Origin of the sequence: Dyella telluris (assembly GCF_014297575.1) — a bacterium.
In the GTDB taxonomy this organism is placed as follows: domain Bacteria; phylum Pseudomonadota; class Gammaproteobacteria; order Xanthomonadales; family Rhodanobacteraceae; genus Dyella; species Dyella telluris.
On record NZ_CP060412.1, the window covers coordinates 4,359,832 to 4,372,581 of the forward strand.

Genomic DNA, 12,750 nt, shown 5'->3' on the forward strand with positions numbered 1-12,750 from the left:
GAGGCCGCTCAGGCCTCGCGATACCACAACAGGATCACCCCGATCAGCATGAAACACGCCGGCCACACATAGCCGGCAACGCGGCCGCCGCGTCCGGGCAGGCGCAGTTCGAGCCAGCGCGCCCAGCCCGCGGCCACACCGGCCAGCGCCAGCGGGGTGTGGGTCAGCTCGATCAGCATCTGGTCCTTCACGTTGGAAATCTGATGGCTGTGCGTGAGCAGCATGGCACCACCCACGGCCACCAGCAGCGGGAACACCCATGCCGCACGTTCGCTCTTCAGGCGGCCCGTGCGTACCGACCACTCGAACGTGGCGAACAGGATGATCAGCAGCACGAAGAAGCGATGCTGCGCCACTTCCACGTCACGCCATGCTACCCACCAGCCTTCCTGGCCGAGTGGCCATACCTCCGGGTCCGAGCGCAGCAGCAGGAAGGCTGCCATGAGCAGAAACAGCAAGGGCCAGTGCCTGGCCCAGCGCACCCCGGCGCGACTGAGCAGGGCCATGAAGCCAATCAGCAGGACGAAAATGCCGGCCCAGTGGTGGTTGTATTCCGACCACGCGATGTCTTCCGCGTTGCGCGGCGGCAGGATGCCAGAGCCCGGTGTGGTGGCCGCCTGCGCCACCTGATGGTCGCGCGCGGCGTCCTGGTCGAGCTGCGTCTGCAGCTGCGAGATGGCGAGCGTGTCGTGATCCGGTGAACTCAGGCGTGGCCAGGCCGGCGCGTTGCGCACGGCGATCTCGTGGAGCGATACGCGGTCGGTGGTCAGGTCCACCGCCGGCGGCACGGAGGTGAGGGACGCGGCGGCAAAGAAGATGGTGAAGCCGATGCCGATTTCCACTTCGGCGAAACGGCGCATGCGGGTCACCGACGCATCGCGTCCCTTGCGCAGGCGTTCGGTGACAAGGAAGTTGCCCAGTCCAAGACCCAGCAGGCCGATGAACATGGCCACCTTGGCACCCACCATCACGCCATAGGCGGTGCCGTAAAAGCCCGGCAGATCGCCCACGTAGAAGACCCACATGGTGATGCCGGACAGCAGGATGCAGGCCACGCCAAGCATGGACATGCGCGAGAAGCGCACACCCACCCGCCGCAGGCTGTCGACATCCTGCAGATGGCGCAGCACCAGCACGAAGCTGGGAATGGCGCCGATCCAGATGGCCGCGCCGAACTGGTGCAGGCCCTCCACCGCCATCAGCAGGGCGTTGTGATCCAGTCGCGCATAGGCATGCGTGGTGGCGGTGGCTGCAGCCAGTTCCACCAGCCCGGCCAGCAGCAGGAGGGCGCGCGGCAACGGCGTCGCCATGCTGCGCTGGCCAAGACAAAGCGCGATCAGCAGGGCGCAGAGCATCTTGATGCTGCCCGCCACGGCGAACGACGCCTGCATCACGTTGGTGAACGGCAGGTCGACCGTCGACATCAGCACCGATACCTGCAGTGCGGTGGTTGCCAGTTCCGACAGCAGCAGCCCCCACGCGCTCCAGCGCGTCAGGCGCACCACCCGCCGCTCGAGCATTTCGCCTTGCGAAAGGCGCGACGACAACGGGTGCAGCAGGAACGTCAGAAACAGCAGGCCGCCCAGCATCATGGACTGGGTGACGATCACGAACCCATGCAGGATGACGCTCAGGTAGCCGAAGATGTCGACAAGCAGGGCCACGGAATCCCCGGTGGTCAGTGATGGCGAGTAAGGGCGGCGGAGACGGTTGCTGCTGCGCTTATGGCGCAGCCGTCACGGTGAAGGGCAGATCGCCACGCGTGATATGGCCGTCCAGCGCCAACGCTTGCCAGCGGATGACATAGGTGCCGGGCTTCAGGTCGGCGGCACTGTCCAGCTCGTTGGGCTTGTCCGCATGGGCGGTGATGGCGAGCGGTGTTTCGCTTTTGTCGGCGGCGATCAGTACCAGCCGGGAACGGCCCTGGTCGATCTTGCTGTTGTACTTGAGCGCCAGCGCCTGGTGCCCCGCGGATACGCTGCCGTTGAGCTTGGGCGTGCTCTCGGTAAGGATGGCGTGCGCACTGGCGTTGAGGCTGGCGAGCAGGGCGAGAATGACGATCGCGACGCGACAATGAAGCGGCATGCGGTGACTCCGGAATGGTCGAAGGTCAGGTTTGGCTGATGGGCTGCTTGCAGTCCCCGATCGAGTAGAGCATCGCGGGCAGGAAGGCGAAGGTGGACAGCAGCACCGCCAGCAGGCTGAGCAGGAGCACGGTGCCCATGCTGGCCGTGCCGGGGTGCCTTGCGATGGCCAGGCTGCCGAAGGCGGTGCCCGTAGTGAGTGCGGAGAACAGGATGGCGCGTGCCGTGGGTGAGCCCAGGAACTGGTGCATGCCGTGGCGCCAGTTCATCACGAAGTAGATGTTGAACGACACGCCCACGCCCAGCAGCAGCGGCAGCGCGATGATGTTGGCAAAGTTGATGGAGATGCCAAGCAGCCGCGCGAGCAGGGCCGTCAGCAGGGCCGACATCAGCAGTGTGGCCAGCACCAGGCCCGCGTCGCGCACACGGCGCAGCACCAGCATCAGCACGATGCCGATGGCCAGGGTGGCGTAGATCGCGGCCTCGCGAAAGGCGATGAGGATGGTGTCGGCCGCCTTGATGGTGTCCACGGCGGAGCCGGCGGCATCGGGTGCCAGTTGCTGTACCGCTTTCACGAAATCGCGCAGGCCGGCGGTGCTCTGCGCCTTGGTGGTCGGCGTGACCTGTACGCGCACGCGTCCGTCGGGCGCGAACCAGTCGCGCCTGAGGTCGTCCGGCAGGCTCTGCAGCGTGATGGGTTGGGCAGAGAGCGAGTCGGCGAGCTGGTGCAGCGTGTATGGCAGGAACTGCGTGAGCGCCTGGTTCGCCGTGGCCATCTGCTGATCGTTGCCGTGCGCCAGCACGGCCAGAGCCTTGCCGATGCGCCGCAGGGGCGAGTTGGCGGGAAGCTTGTCGGACACACTGGCAATGCCTTCGCTGGTGTCCCTGGCGGCTTCGCGCATCTCGTCGGCGGTTGGTGCGGCCTCTTTTTCGCCGGGATTCAGCACGGCATACATCAGGTCGGAGGCCTGCTGCAGCTGTTCGAGCTTGTCGTCCTGCCCGGTGGGTACGAAGTCGACGCCGGAAACCACTTGCGCCACTTCCGGCAACTTGTCGAGACGTTCACTGAGCGACTTGGCCGAGGGCAAGTCCCTGGCCAGCACGTCCATGGTGAAGGGGTTGGTGTTGGGGTCTTCCATCAGCGAGGTGAGCGTGCGCATCGCCTCGGTATCGGCGCGCTTGGTGTGCAGCGGGTTGGCGTCGAACGGAATGGTCACCGCGCACCAGATGCCGATGACGCCGAGCACGCTGAATACGGCGAGCACGGCCTTGCGGTGGCGGCTCAGCCAGCCATCGGCGGCAACGCCGCCGGGTAGCGCTACCTCCGCATGCGGCGAGCCTTTCGACATCAAGCGCAGCAGGGCTGGCAGTACGGTCAGGGTGCAAAGCAGTGCCAGCAGCATGCCGACGCCGGCGATGATGCCAAGCTCTGCCACGCCGGTGAAATCGGTGGGCGCGAAAGCGAGGAAGCCGCAGGCCGTGGCGAGGGCAGCCAGGCCGACCTGGCTCACGACGCGGTTGGCGGTTTCATGCAGTGAGTCGTCGAAGGTGCGGTCGCTGTACTGGCGGGCATGCAGTCGCACGCCGAACTGGATGCCGAAATCCACCGCCAGGCCGACGAACAGCACCGCAAAAGCCACCGACACCAGGTTGAGGCGACCCACAGCCAGCGCCGCGAAACCCAGCGTATAGATCAGGCCGACGATCAGCGTGATCAGCACGGGCACGATCAGTCGCCAGGTACCCAGTGCCAGCACCAGCCAGAACACCAGCAGCAGGCTGCTGCCGATGGCAATGGGGCCGGCACGGTCGGTGAGCGCGGCGAATTCCTCGTCCGCCAGCGGCACCGAGCCGGTGTAGTTGACGCGTACGCGACCCGACTTCACTTCGGGCAGTTCATGGGCCAGCCGCAGCATGGCGTTGGTGGCGGCCTGCCCGGGTTCCAGTGCGCTGTGGTCCAGTACGGGGTGAATCAGGATGAATTCCTGACCGCCATTGCTGTTCACCAGGTCCGGCGTGAGCAGTGCCTGCCAGGAGAGCGGCGCATTCTTGCCGGCGGCCGCGTCTTCCATGGTCTGTGCCACATTGCCCAGCGCGGCGTCATACGAGGACAGGTCGTCGGCCATGCCACGGCGCACGCCTTCCACCATCAGGTCGATGCCGCGAAACAGGCCGCGTGCCGAAGGATCCTTGGCCAGCGGGCCCAGCAGTGGTTGCGCCTGGAGCATGCTGTCCAGCGTGCTTTCCAGTTCGTCCTGCGGAAGCAGCAGCAGGCCTTCGCGATTGAAGAAGGGGCTGATGCCCGGGGTGGACGAGGAGAGGAAGTGCTGCTTGTCTTCCACCAGCCTGGCATTCAGCGCCTGCGCGGCGATGCGGGCTTCTTCGGGCGTGTGGGCGCGAACCACGGCGGTGAGCGTGTCGCTGAACTGGGGAAACTGGCGGGCAAAGGCCAGGCTCTGCTGTCGCCACGGAAGTTTTTCCGAGAACAGGTGGTCGGCGTCGGTGTCGATGCTCAGGTGTCTGGACGCCCCCCACAGGCTCAGCACCACGAGCAGCGCCGCCAGTACAAGTACGGCGTAATGGTAGCGACCGCTGCGGTCGACCGCGAAAACCAGTCCTTTGTGAATCGCTCTGAACACGCCGCGGGACCTCCGGGCTTCGATGTCGCCGGCCGTCCGTCAAAGCCCGGCCTGACATCCGAGTTGATGGTGAGAGATTAGCAGGGCGGGGCCGCATCGCGTCCCCACGACGCGCCGACCGCCTTGGCGGTTGCGCGCAAGGTCCGCGTAGCATTGCCCATGCGGGCCGCCAATCCGGGAAGTTCGGCAAGCAGTTGCGGGCGACGCAGCAAGGCGAGCAGCATGCGCGCGGCGAGCGGCCGACCCCACGCATCGATGCCCGCCTGCAGGGCAGCGGGTACATGATCGTCCCGCTCATCGACGACGGCGCGCAGTACGACGAACGGAATGCGGTATTCGTCGGCCACCCTGGCGATGGCGGCGCTCTCCATGTCCACCGCCAAGGACTGATGGCGTTCGCGCATCGCGCCTTTTTCCGTCGCGGTAAGCAAGGGCACAGGCAGGCTGAGCAGGCTGCCTTGCGCCATCAGCGGCAGGTTCGTCGCGGCAAGGCGCTGCAGCAGCGCGGCACGCCATGATGGATCTGGCTGGTAATCATGGCTGCGTTCGTCGAGCACGCAGGCGGGGCAGAGCAGCGTGCCGCTGCGCAATCCAGGCGCCAGCCCACCGGCGACACCGAAGGACACCAGTGCTTGCGCGCCGGCTTCGATCAGCGCCAGCGCGCCCAGTCGGGCTGCTTCCTGTCCCATGCCGGACAGGTAGATCGAGCTGCCCGCGTCGAGCCGGGTGGCTTCGCGCACGCGCAATGAACGCGGTGTCAGCGCGTGCGCTTCGGCGGCGAGCGCCGTCACGATGCCCACGGTGCCCGGCATTACGGGTTCGACCGCGTGCGGGCGAGCAATTGGCGATAGCGGGTGAGCGCCCATAGAGGAAAGTAAGCGGTATAGCCGTGGTACTTCAGGAAGAAAACGCGGGGAAAGCCGGGTGCATTGAAGCTGGGGTGATACCAGAGGTCCGCCTCGGGTTCGCCCTGGGATTGCTGGTGATCGAGCAGCCACCGGATGCCCCGCCTTACTGCCTCGGAGTCGTGTTCACCGGCGGCAAGAAGCCCCAGTAGTGCCCACGCCGTGCTGTGCGGCGTGCTGACGCCGCCGTTGGTGCCGCGCAATCCGGCGTCGTAGTAACTGTCGTTGGTTTCGCCCCAGCCGCCGTCGCCGTGCTGTTTGCCTGCCAGCCAGTCGACGGACTTGCGGATCCATGGTTGCCGCATGTCTTCGCCGATCAGTGCGAGGCCGGCCAGCACGGACCAGGTGCCGTAGATGTAGTTGGTGCCCCAGCGTCCCCAGTACGAACCATCGGGACGTTGTGCGGCGCGCAGATAGTCAACGCAGCGCGCGATGGCGGGCTGGTCCTGCGGTCGCGCGATCACGCCGAGGAACGCCAGTACGCGCCCGGACACATCTTCCGTGGGCGGATCGAGCATGGCGCCATGGTCGGCGAACGGAATGTCGTTGATGTGGTAGTGCGTGTTATTGCGATCGAAGGCGGCGAAACCACCGTTGTCCGATTGCATGCCGACCAGCCAGTCCGCGGCGCGCTCGATGCGCTCGCGGTACCGGCCTTCCTGCGGCGTACCGCGCACGGCGACGTGCAGCAGGCCGGCGACGACGGCCGTGTCATCCAGGTCAGGGTAATAAGCATTGGCGTACTGGAAAGCCCAGCCGCCCGGCGCGAGATCCGGTGCCTGTACAGCCCAGTCGCCTTTCAGTTCGAGCTCCTGCAGTGGCGCCAGCCATTCCATGGCGCGGGCCACGGACTGCTGCGTGGCGTCGTCCGGCGATGCGCGCAGCAGCGCCATGGCCGCCCAGCCGGTGTCCCATACGGGTGAAACGCAGGGCTGGCAGAAGGCCGTGCCATCGTCGCGATGCACGATCAACTTCTGCAGTGACTTCAGGCAGGTGGCACGGGCCGGGTGATCCTTGGCGTAACCCAGCAGATCCATCGCTTCCAGTGCATTCTCCATGGGTGGGAAGATCGCGCCAAGGCCATCCTCGCCATTCATGCGCGGCAGGAACCAGGCTTCGGCACGCTGGATGGCCTTGCGCCGCAACGCTGTCGGTATCAGCGGGTCCACCGCACGCCCGAGCTTGTCCAGCACCAGGAACAGCCTGCTGACGAAGGTGGTGGTGGTGAAGTAGTGGCGTTCCTGATCGGGCGGTGTCACGAACAACTCGGGGACGCCGACCTTGCGCGGGTTCTTTGCTTTCGCCTTCATCGAGCAGAGTATGAAGAGCGGCACCATGGTGCTGCGCGCCCAGTACGACACCTTGTCGAGATGGAACGGCGCCCAACGCGGAAACAGCATGATTTCCACGGGCACGTACGGTGCGGCGCGCCATGGCACCTGGCCGAACATGGCCAGAAGGATGCGGGTGAAGACATTGCTTTTCGCCGCGCCACCGCGGCTGAGCAAGGCTTCGCGCGCACGGCGCATGTGCGGCGCGTCGGGCGAATCGCCGGCGGCCTTGAGTGCGTAATAGGATTTCACCGTACAGGACACGTCGAGTGCACCGTCGTGGTACAGCGGCCAGCCGCCGTGCGTGTCCAGTCGTTGCTTGAGTCGGATGTATCGCGCCAGCTTTTCCTGCAGCACGTCATCGATCTCATCGATGAAATGCATCATCAGGATGTATTCGGACGAAATGGTGCAGTCCGTCTCGAACTCGAAACTCCAGTGGCCATCCGGTTTCTGTCGCGCCATGAGCGCGCGACGCGCGCGTTCGATGGCCTGCTCGATGCGATCGGATTCGGGTTGCACGGGACGCGTTGGTGGCAGCGCGGCGGGAGTGAGCGTGGCTGCCGTATCCGTCATAGCGACCGGGCGTTCTTGAAATCCGAGGCCCTTCGCCAGGGCCATGCCGCGTTGCTTGCCTGCGGCATGTCCCACTCGGGGGCCAGCGGCGTGAGCGGCAATTTGCGCGCGGCCGCGCCGAACAGGAAGCGCACGGCGGGGTCGTACTTGTCGGAGAGTCGTGTCAGGCCGATGGTCTGCGCAACGGCTGCGCGGGATACCTTCACCTGCGTGCCGGAGGAAAAGTCCAGCCGGTCCTGCAGGTTGCGCAGGGTGAGTACGGCCAGGCCGATGCTCCACAGGCAGAAACGGCGGAACCCGGCATGGCGCGCCGGCACCATCAGGGTGTATTCCACCGCGCGGCAGAGATGCGAGTGCGCCACGCCGATCAGTTCGATCATGGCGTCTCCGTAGTGCGCGTCTTGCCGCCCGGCGGAGAGATCAAGCAGTTCCACGCCGTGACGGGCGAATACGTCGTGGGGAAGCCAGCAGACGCCGTGGCTGCGGTCCTCCCATTGGTCCTTGAGGATGTTGGTCATCTGCAGGCCCTGGCCAAACGAAATGGCCAGGCGCATCAGCGTGCGTGACTGCGGTGCCAGTTCAGGCTCGAAGTCGATGAGCAGCTTGGTCAGCATTTCACCGACCACGCCAGCGACGTGGTAGCAGTAGCGATCCATGTCGCGCTGGGTTTCCAGTCCCTGCAGGCCGACCACGCGCTGAAAATCGTGCATGCCCCGCGACATCACGCTGAGGCATTCCACGATGGCATCGTGCTGCGAGGCACTGAACGTCTCGGTGATTTCCAGCACCAGTGGCAGGTGGGACATCAGGTCGCGTTCGCTTTCCGATGTGGCATCCGAGAACCGGGGTGCGATGTCCGCGGCAAACTCGCGCGCATCGACGCGACCGATCACGGCGTCGACGAACGCATGTTCGTAGTTTCCTTTTTCTTCGGGGCTGAAGACGGGCTCGTCTTCAATGGTGTCGGCGATGCGGCACAGCAGGTACGCATTGGCAACCACGTCGCGCAGCTCCGGTGGCAGCTGCGGGATGGTCAAGGCGAACGTTCGCGACACCTTGGGGAGAATGGCTTCCTGATAAGCGCTGGCGTTGCTCAAGGAGATCGCAGCGGCTTGTTTCGCTTCGAACATGGGCTTGCCTCGGCCTTCTTAGTATTCACATACAGAGAAACCAGCGACCGAGGCATGGTAACACCCTGTTCGTGATGGACGCTGTCCATCTGACCAGAGCGAATGTCATCGGTTCGTAGAGGCGGCCATCGGGCGTCGGAAAGCCTGCAGAAGGCGGGCGCCGCACGAGTGGCACTGGTGTGGCGCGGCATCCAGCGGTTACGTTCGCTGAAGCGAAGCCTTCGGGCGCGTCATTCGTACATAATGAACTCCCACTCGTCCCCGGGTTCAGGGAATAGCGGCGTGATGTGTCCAGATTCCATGCTGGCGATGGTCGGACTTACCTTGGCGTCTAGCCCGTGAGGTCACTGGTTACCGGTGCCACCGGGTTCGTCGGTTCCGCCGTGGCGCGGCGATTGCTGCGCGAAGATCACCACGTGCGGGTGCTGGCGCGACCGGGTTCGGACCGGCGCAACCTGCTGGGCCTGAACGTGGAGGTGGTGGAAGGCGATCTCGCCGATGCGTCGTCGCTGGCAAGGATTTGCGATGGCTGCGATGCGTTGTTCCACGTGGCCGCCGATTACCGTCTGTGGGCGCCGCGTCCGCAGGAGTTGTACCAGACCAATGTCGAGGGCACCCGCGCCCTGCTGGATGCCGCACGGCGCGCCGGTGTCGCGCGCGTGGTCTACACCAGCAGTGTCGCCACGCTCGGTCTTCCGAAGGATGGTGCGCCCGGCGACGAGGCTACGCCGGTGTCCCTGGGAGATATGGTCGGTCACTACAAGCGCTCCAAGTTCCTGGCCGAACAGTTGGTGCGCGAATACGCTGCGCAGGGTTTGCCGGTGGTCATCGTGAACCCGTCCACGCCGATCGGGCCGCGTGACATCAAGCCCACGCCCACCGGGCGCATCGTGCGCGACGCCATGGCCGGGCGCATGCCCGCCTATGTCGACACCGGGCTCAACGTGGTGCACGTGGATGATGTGGCTGACGGGCACTGGCTGGCCTTCGCCAAAGGCGTCGTGGGTGAGCGCTATGTGCTGGGCGGCGCCAACCTCAGCCTGCGCGACCTGTTGTTCCAGATTGCCGAGATCGTGGGCCGCCCGCCGCCACGCTGGCGCTTGCCGCACGGTGCGGTGATGCCCGTGGCGTACGTCGCGGAAGCCTGGGCACGGCTGTCCGGCAGGCCGCCCATCGCTACCGTGGAGGAGGTGCGTATGTCGCGCAAGCGCATGTTCTTCAGCAGTGCCAGGGCGGAGCGCGAGCTGGGCTACGCGGCAGGGCCCGTTCGACTGGCGCTGGAGGATGCCGTGGCCTGGTTCAGCCTGCATCGCTGAAACGACGCGGGTAGAACCTATTTCACGAATCGCCTGGCCAGGCGGGCCAGGCGCGGCACGAAGGTGGGGCGCAGCAGGCGTTCGTCATAGCCGCCCATGCGATAGCTGTCCTGTGTCAGGCACATGTCCAGCAGCTCGCCCAGTTTCAGGTCCAGGCCTATCTGTTCGTGCCCGGTGAGGGTGAAGTTGGCGTCCTGCATTTCGCCGTTGCCGTCCAGGCCTTTGGCGATGCCGATGCGTTCCCAGATCAGAAACAGCCACACCCGCAGCACTTTGAGCTCGAAGGCCGGGCGCCGCCACCACGGCAACTGCTTGCGATACCACGCCACCCAGTTGGCGAAGAACAGGATGTGGCGCGCCTCTTCCTGCATGACCGGTTCGAAGGTTTCCACCAGTTCGCCCGGGAAATAGCCGGTGCGCTTGGCGGACTCGAACAGGCCGAAAGCAAAGAAACTGTCGATGCATTCGCTGTAGCCGGTAACCAGCCAGCCCCATTCCGGGTCCTTGGGCACTTCGTATTCCGGCTCGGGCGCCAGTGCGATGCCATAGGCCGCCACCATCTTGCTGAGCACCACCTTGTGGCGTGCTTCCTCGTCGCCGTCCATGGTGAGTGCTTCGTGCAGCAGAGGATCGCTCACGGTCTGGGTATAGGTGGCGACGCGCAGCTTGGCTTTGCCCTCGGTCTGCACGGCAATGTCCCAGATAGGCAGGGACGTGATGCGGTGAAGCGCATCGGGTCCCAGTGCCGGCCAGTCGATCACGGCGGGTTTGTACGGGTTGTGCGTGTCCAGCAGCATCCGGCAGAACAGCCGCTTGTGGGCCTCCGAGCCGACCTTGATGCGGCCAGGCTCGCCGCCCTCCCAGTGGCGCATGGTGTGGTCGGCGGCAGCTACGGCGTCATCGGGCATGCTTGCCTCTCAGGATGTCTCGGAAAGCTTCGGCTTGCGGCGCGTCAGCCAGCGACGATGCATCCGATGTGCTTCTGCCCACTGCCAGGACAGCAGGGCCGGTACGCCAAAGCCTACCTCACGCGCGCGCTTCACCAGCGACAACGCGATGGCGGCGTCGGCGGGCAGGCCGATGATGTTGCCGAACAGCACCAGCCCGCCTTCCTGCACGCCCAGCCCGGCCGGCACGAAGAAGATGATGTGACGCACCGCCTGGGTGGTCGCCTCGATGGCGATGGCGTCCCACACGGAGATGGGAAAGCCCAGCAGCTGCAGGGCCAGCCAGCTTTCGAAACTGCCGACCACAAAGCCGGCTACCTGCCAGGCGCAGGCAACGCCGAGGCGGGCCGGGCGGCTGTAGAGCTTGCGCACTTCCTCGTCCAGCCGCGCACCGTCCAGCAGCTCGGTGAAACGCGACGGGCCGCCCAGCATTTTCTCGGCGAACGTCTCCAGCCGCGAGAACAGCTGGCCGTGGCGCAGTATCCAGATCAACCCGATGGGCAAAGGCAGTGAGGCTGCCACGGCGCCGATCACCGAATTGAGCGTGCCGATATGCCCGGCCATGCCGATCAGCAGCAACAGGCCCAGCGCCACGAAGATGTACTGGCTGACCAGGGTCAGCAGCACCTCCATGATCACGCTGGCGGCCACGGGGGCGCCCTCGAGTCCGCGCCACTTGACCAGGCGGATGCCCACGATCTCGCCGCCGACATTGGCCACCGGCAGCAGGCGGTTGCAGGCCTCCCGCACCGTGGCGACCCAGAACAGGAACGGCGTGCCGGCCTTGCGCTTTGGGTCGCTGGGCGCAAGCAGCGCGCGCCAGCCGAGCACATCCAGAAACAGCGGCAGGGCATGGAATGGCAGCAGCCAGAGCAGGGCCCAGCCTGCATGGTTGAACGCGTTCTCGATGGCGGACCAGTTCTGGTGCGTCACCAGGATGATCGCGGCAGCCAGCCCGAGCAGGCCGGCGATGTAGACGACATATTTCATGCCGCCGCCGGATCGCTGAAGCCGTGGCATAGCCGGCAATGTTCCGCCACTGCCTGCCGCACGCGCGGCGACAATAGCGCGGCCAGTTCGTCGGCGTGCCGGTAGCTGGCCATGGCGGGGGTGAGTTCGTCGTGCGTGGCCGGGTGCAGGTAGAGCTCGTTGAGTCCGTCCGGCAGGTGTTGCAGCACGTCCAGCAACACCTGTTCGTTCATGCCGCCGGTGTGCCGGATGCCAAAAACGCGGTCGTTGGTTCGCATGCCCGCGCGGCGCAAACGGTAGCGCATCAGCGCAAGCCAGGGTTTCAGCCAGGGGCCGGAACCCGGTTCGGCTGGCCAGCGTACGGCGCGAAGACCGAAGTCGCGCCCAATGGAAAGCATCAAGGAAAGCACCGTCGGATGAAGATGGAAATGTTTATGGGCGTTGACGTGGTCCAGCGGCAGGCCGGTGGCGGCGAACGCTTCGAACTGGGCGCGAATCTCCGCCGCCAGTTGCCTGCGCACGTGCGGCAGGAAGAAGAAGCGGAAGCCGTCGCCCGCCATATTGTCGCCGAAGTATCCGCGCGCATCGACCAGGGCTGGTATGTGCGGTGCCGGCAGCGCGGATCGCCCGTCCGCGAGTACCAGGTGCAGGCCCACGGCGAGGCCGGGAAGCTGTCGCGCACGCGCCACGGCATCAGCCACCGCAGGGGCAGTGACCATCAGGCTGGCCGCACGCAGCACGCCGTCGCGAAAGCCGCGCTCCACCGCTTCGTTGACGGCGGAGTGCAGGCCGAAGTCGTCGGCCGTGACGATCAGTCGTGGTTGGGAGGGTGCCGGTGGCGCAGTCATCGGTG

General features: G+C 65.7%; 10 protein-coding genes. 1 reads left to right on the forward strand and 9 read right to left on the reverse strand.

All coding sequences use genetic code 11. From position 1 onward, the window contains the following. Positions 1–8: 8 nt before the first annotated feature. The 6 genes from H8F01_RS19285 to H8F01_RS19310 form a co-directional block, all read right to left on the reverse strand. The gene (locus tag H8F01_RS19285; RefSeq protein ID WP_187056636.1) at positions 9–1,664 is read right to left on the reverse strand and encodes a copper resistance D family protein; all 1,656 of its coding nucleotides are present in this window, start codon (positions 1,662–1,664) and stop codon (positions 9–11) included. Positions 1,665–1,722: 58 nt separating this feature from the next. After that, positions 1,723–2,085, reverse strand: coding sequence for a copper resistance CopC family protein (locus H8F01_RS19290; protein ID WP_187056637.1), 363 nt, complete (start codon positions 2,083–2,085; stop codon positions 1,723–1,725). Between the two features lie 25 nt (positions 2,086–2,110). Further along, entirely contained in the window at positions 2,111–4,723 is a 2,613-nt protein-coding gene (locus tag H8F01_RS19295) for an MMPL family transporter (RefSeq protein ID WP_187056638.1), read from the reverse strand. Between the two features lie 77 nt (positions 4,724–4,800). Continuing rightward, positions 4,801–5,535, reverse strand: coding sequence for a phosphorylase family protein (locus tag H8F01_RS19300; protein ID WP_187056639.1), 735 nt, complete (start codon positions 5,533–5,535; stop codon positions 4,801–4,803). After that, a complete protein-coding gene (shc, locus tag H8F01_RS19305; protein ID WP_187056640.1) occupies positions 5,535–7,535 on the reverse strand; it encodes a squalene--hopene cyclase in 2,001 nt (666 codons plus the stop codon). The genes H8F01_RS19300 and shc overlap by 1 nt, the downstream gene beginning before the upstream one ends. Further along, entirely contained in the window at positions 7,532–8,665 is a 1,134-nt protein-coding gene (locus H8F01_RS19310) for a phytoene/squalene synthase family protein (protein WP_187056641.1), read from the reverse strand. Before H8F01_RS19310 ends, shc begins: the two co-directional genes overlap by 4 nt. Positions 8,666–9,003: 338 nt before the next feature. Between H8F01_RS19310 and hpnA the strand changes: the two genes are divergently transcribed. Continuing rightward, positions 9,004–9,981, forward strand: coding sequence for a hopanoid-associated sugar epimerase (gene hpnA, locus H8F01_RS19315; RefSeq protein ID WP_187056642.1), 978 nt, complete (start codon positions 9,004–9,006; stop codon positions 9,979–9,981). 17 nt (positions 9,982–9,998) lie between these two features. Here hpnA and H8F01_RS19320 read toward each other — a convergent pair whose 3' ends face one another. Genes H8F01_RS19320 through hpnK form a run of 3 tightly spaced genes read right to left on the reverse strand, consistent with a single transcriptional unit; the run spans position 9,999 to position 12,745 of the window. Then, positions 9,999–10,889 (reverse strand): ferritin-like domain-containing protein, encoded by an 891-nt coding sequence (locus tag H8F01_RS19320; RefSeq protein WP_187056643.1) that lies wholly within the window; start codon positions 10,887–10,889, stop codon positions 9,999–10,001. Positions 10,890–10,898: 9 nt separating this feature from the next. Beyond that, on the reverse strand, positions 10,899–11,918 hold the full coding sequence (locus H8F01_RS19325; protein ID WP_187056644.1) for a lysylphosphatidylglycerol synthase domain-containing protein: 1,020 nt from the start codon (positions 11,916–11,918) through the stop codon (positions 10,899–10,901). Continuing rightward, the gene (gene hpnK / locus H8F01_RS19330; RefSeq protein ID WP_187056645.1) at positions 11,915–12,745 is read right to left on the reverse strand and encodes a hopanoid biosynthesis-associated protein HpnK; all 831 of its coding nucleotides are present in this window, start codon (positions 12,743–12,745) and stop codon (positions 11,915–11,917) included. The genes H8F01_RS19325 and hpnK overlap by 4 nt, the downstream gene beginning before the upstream one ends. Positions 12,746–12,750: the final 5 nt, after the last annotated feature.